At 61.2% G+C, this 16,604-nt stretch carries 10 protein-coding genes; 3 read left to right on the top strand and 7 right to left on the bottom strand.

Going from position 1 to position 16,604, the window contains the following annotated elements; genetic code table 11:
• Positions 1–123 precede the first annotated feature (123 nt).
• On the bottom strand, positions 124–3,033 hold the full coding sequence (locus DUPY_RS20330) for a TonB-dependent receptor domain-containing protein (RefSeq protein WP_084640815.1): 2,910 nt from the start codon (positions 3,031–3,033) through the stop codon (positions 124–126).
• A 717-nt stretch (positions 3,034–3,750) separates the two neighbouring features.
• Here DUPY_RS20330 and DUPY_RS20335 point away from each other — a divergent pair.
• Both DUPY_RS20335 and DUPY_RS20340 read left to right on the top strand, forming a co-directional pair.
• On the top strand, positions 3,751–5,403 hold the full coding sequence (locus tag DUPY_RS20335; protein ID WP_070250554.1) for an NAD(P)/FAD-dependent oxidoreductase: 1,653 nt from the start codon (positions 3,751–3,753) through the stop codon (positions 5,401–5,403).
• 287 nt (positions 5,404–5,690) lie between these two features.
• A complete protein-coding gene (locus DUPY_RS20340; RefSeq protein ID WP_267875834.1) occupies positions 5,691–8,411 on the top strand; it encodes a TonB-dependent receptor in 2,721 nt (906 codons plus the stop codon).
• 53 nt (positions 8,412–8,464) lie between these two features.
• Here the strand turns inward: DUPY_RS20340 and corA are convergent, their stop codons facing one another.
• The 5 genes from corA to glnA form a co-directional block, all read right to left on the bottom strand.
• Positions 8,465–9,433, bottom strand: a complete 969-nt coding sequence (gene corA, locus DUPY_RS20345) for a magnesium/cobalt transporter CorA (RefSeq protein WP_070250558.1) — start codon at positions 9,431–9,433, stop codon at positions 8,465–8,467.
• Positions 9,434–9,543: 110 nt separating this feature from the next.
• The gene (ntrC, locus tag DUPY_RS20350; protein ID WP_070250560.1) at positions 9,544–11,055 is read right to left on the bottom strand and encodes a nitrogen regulation protein NR(I); all 1,512 of its coding nucleotides are present in this window, start codon (positions 11,053–11,055) and stop codon (positions 9,544–9,546) included.
• A gap of 60 nt (positions 11,056–11,115) precedes the next feature.
• Positions 11,116–12,210 carry a nitrogen regulation protein NR(II) gene (gene glnL, locus DUPY_RS20355; RefSeq protein ID WP_070250562.1) on the bottom strand — a complete coding sequence of 365 codons (1,095 nt, stop codon included), beginning with the start codon at positions 12,208–12,210 and terminating at the stop codon, positions 11,116–11,118.
• 26 nt (positions 12,211–12,236) lie between these two features.
• Positions 12,237–12,749 carry a DUF4124 domain-containing protein gene (locus DUPY_RS20360; protein WP_070250563.1) on the bottom strand — a complete coding sequence of 171 codons (513 nt, stop codon included), beginning with the start codon at positions 12,747–12,749 and terminating at the stop codon, positions 12,237–12,239.
• Between the two features lie 126 nt (positions 12,750–12,875).
• Positions 12,876–14,291 carry a type I glutamate--ammonia ligase gene (glnA, locus tag DUPY_RS20365; RefSeq protein ID WP_070250565.1) on the bottom strand — a complete coding sequence of 472 codons (1,416 nt, stop codon included), beginning with the start codon at positions 14,289–14,291 and terminating at the stop codon, positions 12,876–12,878.
• Between the two features lie 312 nt (positions 14,292–14,603).
• On the opposite strand from glnA, the gene DUPY_RS20370 reads away from it, so the two are divergent.
• Entirely contained in the window at positions 14,604–15,062 is a 459-nt protein-coding gene (locus DUPY_RS20370; protein WP_070250567.1) for a rhodanese-like domain-containing protein, read from the top strand.
• On the opposite strand, the gene DUPY_RS20375 is transcribed toward DUPY_RS20370, so the two are convergent.
• Positions 15,059–16,411: a TAXI family TRAP transporter solute-binding subunit gene (locus tag DUPY_RS20375; protein WP_070250581.1), complete on the bottom strand. Its 1,353-nt coding sequence runs from the start codon at positions 16,409–16,411 to the stop codon at positions 15,059–15,061. The genes DUPY_RS20370 and DUPY_RS20375 overlap by 4 nt on opposite strands.
• Between the last annotated feature and the right edge of the window lie 193 nt (positions 16,412–16,604).

The following is a 16,604-nucleotide window of genomic DNA, read 5'->3' on the forward strand; positions in this document are numbered from 1 at the left end:
TGCGGCATGGCAATTGTGCTAACGCAGCAAAATTCTGTGTATAAAAAAACCCGCGCTGCACATGGTGCAGACGCGGGTTTTTTGTGGCCCTGCCAGGCCAGGAGCCTGGCCCGTAAGTTCAGCTTAGAACTTCAGGTTGGCGCCGAAGGTGACGTAACGGCCAATGGCATCGTAGGCGCTCGGGAAGGTGTTACCACTATCCATGGCGGTGGTCGAGACGTTGGCACCAACGATTGGTGGTTTCTTGTTGGCAGCGTTGTTCACGCTGACGTTGAAACGCAGGTTCTTGCTGAAGTTCCACACACCCGACAGGTCCACGTAGCTGTGGGCCTTGATATGCGAGAATTCCGGCAGGTAGGTGCCCGAACCTGGCTCGACATCGGTCGAGCTCAGGTAGCGCCAGTTGTAGCCGAGCGCGAAGTCGCCCACGTTCCAGGTCAGGCGCTGGTTGAACTTGCGCTTGTACACCGGTGCGGTGCTGCCGTTGATGCTGTTACATGCCACCGAGTAGTAACCGAGGCAATCGCGCTCGCCCAGTTTGAACGATTGCACCTGGGTCAAGGCGAAGCCCAGGTCGAACATGCCGAACTTCGGATCGAGGTTGATCTGGCTGGCGCCGAGCTTGTAGTTCACGTTCAGGTCGTAGCCGCTGGTCGATTGGCGGCTCGAGTTCGACAGTGGCGTGGCAACACCGCTCGAACCGGCGCCGTTGAAGGTGCCGTTGGCAGGATTGCGGCCGATGGCGGCGCACGAGTCGTTAAAGGCCAACGATGGATTGAACTGGGTCTGGTAGCAGCGATCCAGGATATCGGTCGTGCTCAGGCTGGCAATTGCCTTCTCGAGCTTGATCGAATAGTAATCCACCGAGATGGCCAGTTTTGCAACTGGTTCCCAGACGAAGCCCAAGGTCTTGGTCTTGGCTTCTTCAGGCCCCAGGGCTGGGTTGCCGCCGGTGAGGTTGTTGATCTGGCCCGACGATGGTGCCGGCAACGAACCGATTTCGCTGACCGGCACGCCGGTCAGGCGGCACAGGTTCGACAAGGTGCCTGCGGTATTGGCTTGACCCTGGTTGATCAGTGCCAGCTGGCATGGATCGACCGCGACGTTGGACAGGCCGGTGATCAGCGGCTGGAACAATTCGTTCACGTTTGGCGCGCGGGTAGCCTTCTGGACAGAAGCACGGAAGCGCAGCGATTTGACTGGCGACCAGTCGCCGCCACCTTTCCAGCTGCCGTAGCTCTTTTCTGCCCCGGCGACGCTGAATTCGGTGCGGCGGTAGCCGAGCTCACCGTTCAGTTCGCGTACGAACGGCAGGTTGCGGATCAGTGGTACTTGCGCTTCGGTGTAGTACTCACGCATGCGGAAGCTGCCGCTGCTGTCCGGGGTCGGCGCGCCGGTACCGAGCACTTCGGCCTGGATTTGCGAGGCAGCGTCGGACTGGGTGCCGGCGGTCACTTTGCGCTGCTCGGCGCCGATCGCCATGGTGATCGGTTCGCTGGCAAACGGGCTCACAAACGTGCTGCCCAGGCTGCCCGAGAAGTTCACCGACGCGACGTCTTGCTTGACATTTTGCAGCAGCAGCGCGCTGGAATTGATGAAGCCCAGTTGCGCGGGGGTAATGCTACCGGCGGCGCCGAACACATTGAGCGGCACGCAGTTGTTGGCGGTGTTGACGCAAGTGGTGGTGTTCAATGCGTTGAGCGCCTGGGTCACTTTCGACAGCGAACCCCAGTTCTGGCGGGTCTGGGTCTGGTCGGCCGAACCACGGGTCCAGTTGGCGTCGTAGGTCCAGTCGAAGGCGACGTCGCCTTTTACGCCCAGCGTGTATTGCAGGCTCTTGTTGTCGAAGTTGTTGAGGCGCGGTCCCAGTTCGACAAAGCGGCGGTTGACGGTCATCGGCACCATGGTGGCGTTGCCCGGCACGCAATTGGCCGCAGTAATGCCACGGCGTTCGCAGATCTGCTGGCGCGCTGCGGCAGGAATGTACGGGTTGCCGATCGGTACGTTGAAGACGTTGCCGAAAGTACCCGTTTCCGCCAGCGTGGAACCGACTTTGCTGGTGGTGTAGAACAGCTCGGCGTACACGTCGGCATGGTCATTCACACGGTAGTTGGCCAGCGAGGTCGCTTGCGTGCGTTCCAGGCCGGTCGCGTAGTAATTGAGCGGATTGGTGTTGTATTGCACCAGCGGCTGCACCAGGCGGCCGCTGGCAGGATCGATCTGCCAGTTGCCGGACAGCGTGCCGGTACCGCCAGGTCCCTGCGAGACAGCGAAACCGCTCGGAACGGTGGTGCTGGAGCCGGTTGGACGGCCGGTTACCGAGCTCAGGCTGGTAACGCCGTAAGGACGCGAACCCTGGGTGACTGGATCGGCACTGGTTTTGCCGATGCTCAGGACCACGTTGCCGCGGCCTTCGTCCAGGCTGGCGCCCATGGTCAAATCGGTGCGCTTGCGCTTGCCGTCACGGTCGCCGGTGGTGCTGCCGTACGAGGTCGATACGTCGAGACCGGTGAAGTTACGCTTGAGGTTGAAGTTGACCACGCCGGCGACCGCATCGGCGCCGTACGACACCGACGCGCCACCGGTCAGCAGATCGACGCGGTTGAGCAGCGCCAGCGGGATCGAGTTCGTATCGACCGCGCCGCTCAGGTTGAACGGCACCAGGCGGCGACCGTTGATCATGACGAGCGAGCGGTTCGGGCCCAGGCCGCGCAGGTCGATGGTGGCGCCGCCACCGGAACCGTTGTTGACGCCAGCGCCGATGGCAGGCACCGCTGCAGGCAGGCTCTTGAAGAATTCTTCGACGGCCACAGGCTGGGAAGCGCGAATTTCTTCCGAGTTCACCGACGAGATCGGGCTGGTCGAGGTCGTGCCAGGCGTGGTGATACGGGTACCCGTCACCTGCACCTGTTCGATCCTGACAGGCGCGGCTTCTTGCGCTACCGCGTTGTGCATGACCGCCGACGCGCCTACCAGCATGCCGCTGGCGAACACGGCACGCATGGCCAGTGACATCTTTTTCTCTTGAATCATTCTGAAGCTCCCGTAGTTGAATTCCCGTTGCCGGGAAATACCTGAATTACGCCCCTTTTCGAGGCGCTTATTACCATCTTTCGCAGGCACCCGGCCGGACGCCTACGTTTGTAACGTTCTGTATCTGAGTCCACAGCATCAAAACATTTGGCGTTTGTTTTGTCTATATACGGGTGGAAATTTCTGCCCTGACAAGGCGCATCCCAAAATGGTGCGACGCGAAACGGGTTGGTGCATCGGGTGCCGGAATAAATCCTGCAAGAGCCATTGGCGTCAAGCCAGGTAGATGACAAATATGGAATTTTATTCGTTGAAATTTATTTTTTCCAAAATAAATATTGATGAAAGAACTTTTTTTTTGCTTTCATGCTGCAATGCAGCGGCTGAGCGCTGGCCAAGAAAAAACGATTCTCATTAATCGGTGCCACCGTCCTGCACAATAAATGAACATTTAAACTGCTCGATCGGTTTAAAGACGAACTCAATATTGTTTTCATCCTGTGTGGTTCGTTGTTCCTTAACAACGCGAATGCCAGCGATATTTATTACACAAATAAATAACTCATCTATTTAATGGCGCGTTTTCGTGTCGATGGCGATACCGGCAGCTGGATGCGTTGCCGTCAGGAAGGGTAAAATAGCGGCCTGCGTTCGCGCCATGCGCGGCCGCACCGCTCTCCGCTAGATACGGAGCCCTGCACTTTTCGGAACTACACCATGTTGCGTCTCAATGAAGTCAAACTCCCCCTGAACCACACCGAAGCCGAGTTGCCGGCCGCCATCCTGGCGCGGCTCGACATCGCAGCCGAAGACCTGCTCGGCTTTACCGTCTTCAAGCGCAGTTACGATGCCCGTAAAAAATCGGCCATCGTCCTCATTTATTCGCTCGACATCGAGGTCGCGGACGAAGCCGCCGTGCTCGCCCATCGCCGCCACGACACCCACCTGATGCCGTCGCCGGACATGGCCTACAAATTCGTTGCCGACGGCGCACAGCTGGCGGCGCACCCGGACTTCCAGCGCCCTGTCGTGATCGGCATCGGCCCGTGCGGCCTGCTGGCGGCGCTGCTGCTGGCGCAAATGGGCTTGCGGCCCATCATTCTCGAGCGCGGCAAGGTGGTGCGTGAGCGCACCGTGGACACCTTCGGTTTCTGGCGCCAGCGTAAGCTCAATCCCGAGTCGAACGTGCAGTTCGGCGAAGGCGGGGCCGGCACTTTCTCGGACGGCAAGCTGTACAGCCAGATCAAGGATCCCAAGCACTACGGCCGCAAGGTGCTCACCGAGTTCGTCAAGGCCGGTGCTCCCGAGGAAATCGTCTACGTCAGCAAGCCGCACATCGGCACCTTCCGCCTGGTCAAGATGGTGGAAGCGATGCGCGAAACCATCGAGGCGCTGGGCGGCGAATACCGCTTCGACAGCAAGGTCACCGACATCGATATCGAAGAAACCGCCAACGGTCGCCAGGTGCGCGCGGTGATGCTGGAAAGCGGCGAAAAGGTCGTTACCGACCACGTGGTGCTGGCGATCGGCCACAGCGCGCGCGATACGTTCCAGATGCTGTACGACCGTGGTGTCTATATAGAAGCGAAACCGTTCTCGATCGGCTTCCGGGTGGAGCACCCGCAATCGCTGATCGACGCCTGCCGCTTCGGCCCCAATGCCGGCCACCCGATCCTCGGCGCGGCCGATTACAAGCTGGTGCATCACGCGTCCAACGGTCGCGCCGTGTACAGCTTCTGCATGTGCCCGGGCGGCACGGTGGTGGCGGCCGCATCCGAGCCGGGCCGCCTGGTCACCAACGGCATGAGCCAGTATTCGCGCAACGAGCGCAATGCCAACAGCGCCATCGTGGTCAGTATTTCGCCCGAGGTCGACTATCCGGACCACCCGCTGGCCGGCATGGAGTTGCAGCGCCGGCTGGAAGAAAAGGCGTTCGAGCTCGGCGGTGGTACCTATAATGCGCCGGGCCAGCTGATGGGCGACTTCGTCGCCGGCCGTGCCTCGACCGAGTTCGGCGCCGTGGTGCCGTCGTACAAGCCGGGGGTGCACCTGACCGACCTGGCGCAGATCCTGCCGGAATACGCGGTGACGGCCCTGCGCGAGGCCTTCCCCGCGTTCGACAAGCAACTCAAGGGTTATTTCCGCCACGACGCGGTGCTGACCGGGCTGGAAACGCGCACCTCGTCGCCGATCCGCATCAAGCGCCGCGACGACACCCTGCAAAGCCTGAACACGGCCGGACTGTTCCCGGCGGGCGAAGGCGCCGGCTATGCGGGCGGGATCCTGTCGGCAGGCGTCGATGGCATCAAGGTGGCGGAAGCGGTGGCGCTGTCGATGGCGGCGGCGCAGGCAAGTCTTCTATCTCGATAGTTAGAAATTTGGCGTCACTAGCACAGCTGAGCAATAATTTACGAAAATTTTTGTATTTCTTTGTAAGAAAGGCGGTTTTTGTTGTAAATGCCGAGAAAAGTGTTGTTTATTTCAAAGTTGTTACAGTGATCGCATTGACCACTTCAGTCCGCAATGGTTTGATACTCCCCTTCGGCAAATCTCGCCATAGATTCGCCGGGCAGAGCAAGTTTTTCTAAAAAAAGTCACCAATCCTGGGAGTTGTAACAATGATGATGGAAACCGTAATTTCGCGTTCACTGCGCCTGATGTTTGCGGGCAGTGCCGCACTCGTGCTGGCACAACCAGCCTTGGCCCAACAGGCCGACGCGCCTATCCAGCGCGTAGAAATCACCGGTTCATCGGTTAAGCGTGTTGATGCTGAAACCGCACTGCCAGTACAAATCATGTCCAAAGCGGAAATCGAACGCACTGGCGCTACCAGCACCCAGGAACTGCTGCAATCGATCTCGGCCATTTCGTCGGCCGGCAGCGTCACCAACGCCACCGGCGCTGGCTCCTCCACCGGCGGTCTGTCGTCGATCTCGCTGCGCGGCCTCGGTTCGACCCGCACGCTGGTACTGGTCAACGGCCGCCGCCTGGCAGCCTTCGCCGGCAGCGACGGCGCCTCGGTCAACGTCAACGCCATTCCACTGGCAGCCATCGAGCGCGTGGAAGTTCTGAAAGACGGCGCCTCGGGCGTTTACGGTAGCGATGCGGTGGCTGGCGTGGTCAACTTCATCCTGTCAAAGCGCGTGGACGGTGTCGAAATCACCGGCGGTTACGGTACGCCCGCTGAAAGCGGTGGCGGCCAGAACAAAAAAGCATCGATCACCGGCGGCTACAACACCGACAAGCTGAGCGTTGTCGCTTCGGCATCGGTTGAACGTGAAGAGGCGCTGTTCGGCCGTGACCGCGACTACGCGAAGTCCGCCACCCGCCTGCCCTACTACAACAGCACTGCAACCGGCCAAGGCAATATCCAGGGTGCCTTCATTCCAGGCACCGGTCCAAGCACCGACTTCCGTGCTGGCGGCGCCGCTTACGGCAATCCGCTGGCAGCGAGCAACAACTGCGCCACCATCGGCATGATCGGCTCGACCACCGCCGGCGGCGTGCCATACTGCCCGTACGACAGCGGTCCCGATGTTGGCCTGACGCCGAAACGCGAACTGTTCAACTTCACCAGCAACCTGAGCTACCAGATCAACGACAACCACCAGTTGTTCGCCGACCTGTTGTACTCGAAAAGCAAGATCACCCAGACCTACCAGTCGTCGCCAGCGCGCTCGGACTTCTTCGAGACCGATGCCGAGTTTGACAAGCAAGGTGTGGACAAAGCCCTGCTGCTGTTCCCGTCGAACCCGGTCTACCAGTCTATCGCCGTACCTTACCTGCAAAGCCGTGGCTTCAATTCGCTGATCGGCCAGCCATTGGCGATCACCTCGCGCGTGATGGACTACGGTCCGCGCCAGAACGTCGACACCGGCAAACAGTCGCGCGCCGTGATCGGCGCCAAGGGTTCGCTCGGTCCTGCCGACTACGAAGTTGCCTACAGCCACAATGAATCGAAGCTGGAAAGTGCTGTCACCAGCGGATACTTCTCGCAAGTGGCTTATGCCAACATCATCAACCAGAGCAACTGGAACCCATGGGCGGCTGGTGGCGTGCAAACTGGCGCCCTGGCTGATCAGCTGAAAGCTGCGCAGTTCAGCGCTACTTTCCTGAATGCTAAATCGGTCAGCGACAGCTTCGACGCCAAGCTGACCGGCGAGATGGGCACCATCGCCGGCTTCACCCCTGCTTACGCCGTCGGCCTGCAATCGCGCCAGGAAAAATATGAAACCAACCCGAGCGCGGCTTACCAGTCAGGCGACATCTCCGGCCTCGGCGGTTCGGTGGTGCCGATCGACCGCAAGCGCAAAGTCAATTCGGCTTACGGCGAGTTGAACCTGCCGGTGCTGAAATCGCTGGAGCTGAACCTGGCGGTGCGTGACGACAAGTATGATGACGTCGGCAACACCTTCAACTGGAAGGGCAACGTCCGCTGGCAGCCGGTCAAGGAACTCGTGCTGCGCGCTTCGTACGGTACCGGCTTCCGCGCACCGTCGCTGGTGGACCTGTGGACTCCGCAAACCCTGGGCACCTCGGAAGGCTTTACCGATCCTGCGACCCCGCAAGACACCGGCCTGCAAGTCAATTCGCTCACTGGCGGCAATCCGAACCTGAAACCGGAAGAGTCGAAACAGTACTCGTTCGGTGCGGTATGGCAGGCAACGAACACGGCCAGCATCGGTCTTGACTTCTTCAACATCAAGATTACCGACATCCTGGCCACGCCTTCGGCACAGGAAGTGGTATCGCGCTTCCGCGCTGGCGACGCAGCCTACGCCGGCCTGGTCACCCTGCAGCCTGGCACCAACGTCATCCAGAGCATCCGCCAGACCCTGGCCAACACCGGTGACGCCACCGTGCAAGGCATTGACCTGTTCGCCAACTGGAAAGACAACTTCAGCTTCGGCAAGCTGGAAGTCAACCTGAACGGTACCTACATGGACAAGTTCAACCAGACCAGCCCTGGCGGCGACGTATCGCACAAAGTTGGCACCATGGTTGATTCGGTCGGCACCCCGGTCATCGGCGCGCAAAACGGCGGCGTGATCCTGAGCTGGAAACACCAGTTGGCCGCCACCTGGTCGCAAGGTCCATGGGCAACCACCCTGGTGCAGAACTACCGCGACGGCTACCGCGTCGGTAACGACCTGAACGACAACGAAGTGCGCATCCGTCCGGAAGCGATTTACGATGCCAACGTGACCTACAAGGGCTTCAAGGGGGTTACTCTGGCGCTGGGCGTGAAGAATCTGTTCGACAAGCAGCCTGACCCTATCGGCAGCGCAGTCTCGAACCAGTTCCAGGCTGGCTACGACATCTACCAGTACGATCCACGCGGACGCTTTGTCTACGTGACTGCCGGCTACAAGTTCTAAGCTTCAGCCGTCTGTAATAAAGCCCCGGTGCGCAAGCGCCGGGGCTTTGTCGTTTACAACCACCCGGCCCGCTTGAAGCGCCGATGCAATATCCAGCACACGAAGATCATGATGGAGAGCGCCATCGGATAGCCGTACTTCCACTCCAGCTCGGGCATGAACTTGAAATTCATCCCCCACACGCCGGCAAACGCGGTGACGATCGCGAAGATCGCCGCCCAGGCCGCCAGCCGCTTGTTCACTTCGCTCTCTTCGATCGCGGTCATCGACAGGTTGACCTGGATGGCGGTGGCGATGGTGTCGCGGATGGTGTCGAGCGCGGCGCTGATGCGGTGCAGGTGGTCGTGGACGTCGCGGAAATAATCCTGGGTGTCGAGGCACATCGACGGCACCCGGCCGCCGTACAGGCGCCCTACCGCTTCCATCATCGGCACCACGGCATGGCGCACGGTGGTGACTTTTCCCTTGAGTTCGTACAGCCGTTCGATATTGTCGCGCTGCTTGCCTTCGCTGAAGATCAGTTCCTCGATTTTTTCCAGCTCGGTTTCCAGCATTTCCAGCACCGGGAAATAGCGGTCGACAATCGCATCCATCAGCGCATACAGCACGAAGGCCGGGCCCTTGCGCAACATGTGCGGTTCGCGCTCGGCACGCGCCCGCACGCCGAGGAAACCCTTGGTGCTCTGGCCGTCGCGCGAGGACAGCACGTAGTTCTGGCCGACGAAAATATCGACCTCGCCCAGCACCACCTCCTCTTCACGCCATTCGACGGTCTTGACGACCACGAACAGCGAGTCGCCGTATTCCTCGATCTTGGGGCGCTGGTGGCCTCGGCTGGCGTCTTCCACGGCCAGCTCGTGCAGGCCGAATTCGTGCTGCATCACCGCCAGTTCTTCGGGCGTGGATTCGTGCAGGGCCACCCAGACAAAGGTCTCGGGCTTCTCCATGTAATCACTGATTTCTTCGACCGGGATATCGGCCAGTTTTTGCCCATCCTCATAGGCGACACAATTGAGCAGCATACGTCTTCCATAAAAAAAATAAGCCCTTGGCTTTGCAGCCAAGAGCTTACCTGAAAGTAGCACAACAGTACGTGCGACCGGCGCGTGAGACCGCGCGTGTGGCCGCCCTGTCAGTCGTCCTTGGCGCCGTCAATGCCGAGTTCGGCGATCTTGCGGGTGATGGTGTTGCGGCCGATGCCCAGGCGCACCGCCGCGTCGTTCTTGCGGCCGTGCGTGTGCTTGAGCGCGGTGCGGATCAGCGCCGATTCGAATTGCCGGCCCAGCACCGCCATCACTTCCTGCTGGCCGCCGCTGAGCATGGACGCGGCCTGCATTTCCAGCAGGCCCAGCCAGGCTTCCGGCGTGGCCGGCGCCGCTGCAGCCGAAGCTGCCGCTGCGGCCTCCTGCACGGCCATCGGCATCACAGTGCCGTGGTGCTGGATGGCGCTGTAGCCCTCGAGCGGCGCCGGCTGTCCAGCGGAGGCCGGCTGCTCCTGGGTCAGCTCCAGCGGCAAGTCCTTGACCTCGACGGTCTGGCCCGGCGCCATCACGGTAATCCAGTTGCACAGGTTTTCCAGTTGCCGCACGTTGCCCGGCAATTCCAGGCCGCACAGGAACGTCAAGGCAGCGTCGCTCATGCGCTTGGCTTCCACGCCCAGCTGCTTGGCGCTCTGCACCAGGAAGTGGCGCACCAAAATGGGGATGTCTTCGCGCCGTTCCCTCAAACTGGGCAGGCGCAGGCGGATCACGTTGAGGCGGTGGTACAAGTCCTCGCGGAACAGGCCTTCGCGCACGCGCTGTTCGAGGTTCTGGTGGGTGGCGGTAATTACCCGCACGTTGGCCTTGATCGGCTGGTGGCCGCCGACGCGGTAGAAATGGCCGTCGGACAGCACCCGCAGCAGCCGGGTTTGCAGGTCGAACGGCATGTCGCCGATTTCATCGAGGAACAGGGTGCCGTTCTCGGCCTGCTCGAAGCGGCCGCGCCGGGTGGTCTGGGCGCCGGTAAAGGCGCCGCGCTCGTGGCCGAACAGTTCGGATTCGAGCAAGTCTTTCGGAATCGCCGCCGTATTCAACGCGATGAACGGCTGCGCCGCCCGCGGGCTGTGCTTGTGCAGCGCGCGCGCGACCAGTTCCTTGCCGGAACCCGATTCGCCGGTGATCAGCACCGTCACGTTCGACTGCGACAGGCGGCCGATAGCGCGGAACACTTCCTGCATCGCCGGCGCCTGGCCGAGGATTTCCGGGGTTTCCGCCGGGCCCGATTCGACGCTGGTCTCGCGCAGGCTCTCGTCGAGCGCGCGCCGTATCAGTTCGACCGCCTTGTCGATATCGAACGGCTTGGCCAGGTATTCGAAGGCGCCGCCCTGGAAGGCCGCCACCGCCGAATCGAGGTCGGAAAACGCCGTGATGATGATGACCGGCAGGCCGGGGAAGCGTGACTTCACCAGTTGCAGCAGGTCGAGGCCCGAGTCGCCCGGCATGCGGATGTCGGACACCAGTACTTGCGGTGTCTCGTACTCGAGTGCGGCGATGGCGTCGCGCGCATTGGCAAAACTCTTGGTGGCCAGGTTTTCCCGGGCCAGCGCTTTTTCCAGTACCCAGCGGATCGATTCGTCGTCGTCTACTATCCAGATTGGCTTCATGTGTTGTATGTTTCCCGCGTGGATCGTCTATCGAGGGAAGTCGCACCTGACTGCCACGGCTTATGGCAATGGCAGCAGGATGCGGAAATCCGTGTATCCAGGCCGGCTATCGCATTCGATCACGCCCATGTGCTGTTGCACGAAGGTTTGCGCCAATGTCAGTCCCAATCCGCTGCCGCCTTCCCTGCCCGACACCAGCGGGTAGAAAATGCGGTCACGAATCTGGGGTGCGATGCCCGGCCCATTGTCGATGATATGCAAGTCTAATGCCAGCCCGTAGCGAACCTTGGCCAGGGTCACCTGGCGCGCCACCCGCGTCTTCAAAACAATCTGCGCGTCGCCCTCTTCCATCTGCGCCGCCAGCGCTTGCGCAGCGTTGTGGGCGATGTTGAGCACGGTCTGGATCAGCTGCTCCTTGTCACCGCGGAACTCGGGGATCGAGGCGTCGTAGTCGCGCAAGATGGTCAGGCCGGACGGGAACTCGGCCAGCATCAGGCTGCGCACGCGTTCCAGCACCTCGTGGATGTTGACGTCGCCGACGATGTGCGGACGGCGGTGCGGCGCCAGCAGGCGGTCCACCAGCGTTTGCAGGCGGTCCGCTTCCTTGATGATCACCTGCGTGTATTCGCGCAACTGCACCGCGTGCAGCGCCGGCAGTTCCATTTCCAGCAGCTGCGCGGCGCCGCGGATGCCGCCGAGCGGGTTCTTGATTTCGTGCGCCAGGTTGCGGATCAGTTCCTTGTTGACCTGGCTCTGGTCGAGGATGCGCTCCTCGCGGTCGAGTTTTAAATGCTGCAAGTGTTCGCGCAGCTCGATCAGGATGTGGCCGGGCGGCTCGTCGAGCGCCGAGACGATGCTGTGCACGTGCAGCGGATCGCGGCCGGCGCGCTCGAGCGCCAGGTCCTGGCGCAGGTCGGAGAACTTGTGTTCGCGTGCCTGGGCGCAGATGTGGTCGAGTTCATCGGGGTTGAGGAACTGGGCGGAGAGCTTCTGGCGCGAGAGCGCTTTGAGCGAGCTGGCCAGCAGGTTTTCGGCCGCCGCGTTGGCGTAGGCAATATGGCCAGTGGCGTCGAGCATGACGACGGCCGAGGCCAGCAATTCCAGCCCGGCCAGCGTGGCCGGGCGCAGGGACGTCGTGGGGGTGACAGGACTCATCTCAAACTCATCGGAAGGGGGTTGGGTTAGCGAATATTGCCGATTTCACGTTTCAGCGCTTCGACATTCTTTTCGGTGCGGCCCACGCTGTCGCGCAGCGCGGCCGTGCGCTCCTGGTACTTGGCATAGTTGCGCTCGTCGCCGCGCCGCTCGGGTACACCGTTGTTGTACTCGGCGCGCAACGCGGCCAGCTTTTGCTGCTCGCTTCTCAGCTCGTCTTCGAGGATGGCGCGGCGGTCGGCGTCACGCGCGCGCTGCTCGGCATTGTCCACGCGCGGGAAGGCGCCCGGCACTGCGGTGGCAGCGGCGGGCTGCGCTGCCTGCGGACGGGCGGCCCCAGGTGCGGTGCGGCGCGGCGGCGCGGCGATCACCGTGCCCGGCAAGTCCATCGCCGTGCAGTACTTGCCGCGCTTGATGTCGGTGTACTCGACACTGCCGCCCGGTGGCGTGCACTTGTAGATCACGCCCTGGGCGGCAGCCGTGGCGCTCACCAGCGCCAGCACGACCGCTGCCAGCAAGCGTTGCAAACTCAAAATCATTGTCATTCCGTGGGTGGTGGGTCCATCCGACTATACAACACCACAAACAAAAACGCGGGGAAAGCCTGCGCCTTCTTCCGCGTTTTTTATGAAGGGCGCCGGCAACCGGCACCCTGCTTGTTGCTATTACAGCGAGTAGTACATGTCGAACTCTGCAGGGTGAGTCGTCATGCGCATGCGCTGAACGTCCTGCATTTTCAGTTCGATGTAGGCATCGATCATCGAATCGGAGAACACGCCGCCACGGGTCAGGAACTCGCGGTCCTTGTCCAGGTTTTCCAGTGCCTCTTCCAGCGAAGCGCACACGGTCGGGATCAGTGCGTCTTCTTCCGGCGGCAGGTGGTACAGGTCTTTCGACGCTGCTTCGCCCGGGTGGATCTTGTTGGCGATACCGTCCAGGCCGGCCATCAGCAGCGCGGCGAAGCACAGGTACACGTTGGCCAGTGGATCCGGGAAACGGGTCTCGATACGACGGCCTTTTGGATTGGCCACGTGCGGGATGCGGATCGATGCCGAACGGTTTTTAGCCGAGTACGCCAGCTTGACCGGGGCTTCGAAGCCTGGCACCAGGCGCTTGTACGAGTTGGTGCCAGGGTTGGTGATCGCGTTCAGCGCCTTGGCGTGCTTGATGATGCCGCCGATGTAGAACAGCGCGGTGTCCGACAGGCCGGCATAGCCGTCACCGGCGAACAGGTTGACGCCGTCTTTCCAGATCGACTGGTGCACGTGCATGCCCGAACCGTTGTCGCCAACGATAGGTTTCGGCATGAAGGTGGCGGTTTTGCCGTAGCTGTGAGCCACGTTCCAGACCACGTATTTCAGGTTCTGGGTCCAGTCGGCGCGCTCGACCAGGGTCGAGAACTTGGTGCCGATTTCGTTCTGGCCGGCGCCGGCCACTTCGTGGTGGTGCACTTCGACCGGGATGCCCAGCGATTCGAGGATCAGGCACATTTCCGAACGCATGTCCTGGAAGCTGTCCACTGGCGGCACCGGGAAGTAGCCGCCCTTGACGGTTGGACGATGGCCGCTGTTGCCGCCTTCGATTTTTTCGCCGGTGGACCACGATGCTTCATCGGAGTCAATCTTGACGAAGCAACCGGACATGTCGATCTTCCAGCGCACGCTGTCGAAGATGAAGAATTCTGGCTCGGGACCGAAGTAGGCGGTGTCGCCCAGGCCCGACGATTTCAGGTAGGCTTCAGCGCGCTTGGCGATGGAGCGTGGATCGCGGTCGTAGCCCTTGCCGTCGGCAGGCTCGATCACGTCGCATTGCATGAACAGCGTGGTCTCTTCCATGAAGGGATCGATGTTCGCGGTGTTTGGATCAGGCATCAGGATCATGTCCGATGCTTCAATACCTTTCCAGCCGGCGATCGAGGAACCGTCGAAAGCGTGACCCGATTCGAACTTGTCGATGTCGAAGTGCGACACTGGCACGGTGACGTGCTGTTCTTTACCACGGGTATCAGCGAAACGGAAATCAACGAATTTTACTTCGTTTTCCTGGACCATTTTCAGAACTTCTGCGGCTGTCATTGCCATGCGTCTCTCCTAAGATAATTTGCGGAACTGGTGCACCTACACTAAGCAGTATCCATGCCAGCCGATCCGGCGTTGCGATTATGTTGATAGCGTCCTTGAACTTGCCGCCAAGTGCGTCCAAAATCGGGCGCGCGGTGGCACAACACAAATCTGACGCCGGTCAACATAGCACCACAACGGTGCATTATCAAGAAATCGCACCATGTTTGTGCAATTCGAAATTTCTGCTTGAAAATGCCTCGCTTTGGTGCGCACCGCCTTCGGCCCGCACAGGAGGCCTATAATAATCGCAAACGTCTACGGGAACATGACATGAGCAAAATTGATGAGATCCTGGCCACCGCGTGCGGCCGCAACAAGGACTGGGCCTATGCCGGCGCGGTCACGCCCGAGGAAGCGTTCGAGCTGCTGTCGCTCGACAACGCCGTCAAACTGGTGGACGTGCGCACCAACGCCGAGCGCGACTGGGTGGGACGGGTCAAAATCCCCGAGGCCCAACATGGTGCGGTACAGTGGACGACTTACCCTGGCGGCAACACCAACCAGGAATTTATCGAGCAATTGAACTCGGTGGCGCGCAAGGACCAGGTGTTGCTGTTCCTGTGCCGCTCCGGCGTGCGCTCGCGTGGTGCAGCCAAACTGGCAGCCGAACACGGCTACCAGCACTGCTTCGATATCCTCGAGGGCTTCGAGGGCGAGAAGGATGAGCATACCCACCGCAAGAATTTGAATGGGTGGTGCAAGGCGGGATTGCCGTGGACCGGCGCCTAAGCCGGGACCGCCTCCGCCCCCTCCACCATCAAGAACTGTATCCGCTTGCGCACAAACTGTATGTGCGAGCGCAGGCCATACAAACCGTCGGCAAACGACAGCGGGATCGAGATCTGGTTGACCAGTTCCTCGATCTCGTCGAGCCGGCGCAACTGCGCTTCATACACCTGCATGCGCGCGCCTTCCGGCGCCTCTTCCACCTTCTGCTCCACCGTGCGCAACTGGCCATACCATTTGTACACGCGCGAGCGGATGCGCCACACGTACAGCGGCGGCACGATCTTCGATAACGGCAGGATCAGGGCGCTCAGCGCCAGCATCACCACCCACATGCGGTCGAGGAAGTTGGCGGCCCAGAACGGCATGTAACGCTGCAGCAGCGGCGGACCGTTCTTGTAGAACTTGGCTGCCTCGGCATCGACCGGGATCTCGGTGTACTTGGCCGACGGGAACTGGCCCTGCTGCTGGAACCAGCCGGCGCCGTTATGGATGGTGCTGGCGCCCTGCACGAACAAATCGATCAGCGCCGGATGCAGGTCCTCGCGCGCCACCAGCGTAGCGGTGGGCGCAATCAGGCTGTACTCGCGTGCCGGAATATCGCGGCCAAGATCGACGATACCCTGCGGCAGCGTCACATGGGTGAGGAACGGCAGCTTGCGCGCATAGGCCTCGGCCTGGGTAAAGTCGAACAATTGTATGCCCGGCGTTTGCAGCAGCATCTGGATCAGCGGCGCTTCCGGCGCGGACGTAAATACCAGGCCATCGATGCGCCCTTCCAGCAGTTCCACCACGGCTGGCGTATTGGCCAGCGAAAAGCGCTGGACATCGCCCGTCTCCAGGCCATTCAATTCCAGCACCTGGTGCAGCAGGCGCGGCGCGCCGGCGCCCTTGGGACCGTAATTGATCTTCATGCCGCGCAGCTGGCTCAGCTGGGTGATCGGTTTTTTATCCTTGGGCTCGCGCAAGAACAGCCACAGCGGTTCGACGAACAGGCTGCCCAGCGACGTCAACTGCTCGCGGTCGGCCGCTTCTTCATTGGTGCTGCCGCTTTGCACAAAGGCGATATCGACCTTGCCGTCGCGCAGGTTGCGCAGGTTTTCGCCGGACCCGGCCGATGGCACCAGGGTGACCTTGACGCCGTGCTTGGCGAGGACTGCCGCGTATTTTTTGCCGAACTCCTCGTAGGCGCTGTTTTCCTGGCCGGTGCCGAGGCGCACCGTGCGCGGCGGCGCCGGATCGACCAGCCAGTACGCCAGCAGGCACACGCCGACGATCAGCAATACGGTGGGCGCGGTGGACGCGAGCAGGTCACGCAGCGAGAACTGCGTGAACTTGAGGATTTTGGACATGTGGTGGCGCATCGGTTTCATGGGGTGCTACAGTGCCAACAATTGGCACTGCTTGCAAGTGAAACCCGATGCAGACGGGGTCTTTTACCCCCGAGACCCATGGGGTCGGACCCCGTACGGGCGCTTTTTACCCCTGACACCCATAGGGTCGGACCCCGTACGGGCGCTTTTTGCCCCTGACACCCATGGGGTC

This window comes from Duganella phyllosphaerae, assembly GCF_001758785.1.
Classification (GTDB): Bacteria; Pseudomonadota; Gammaproteobacteria; order Burkholderiales; family Burkholderiaceae_D; genus Rugamonas; species Rugamonas phyllosphaerae.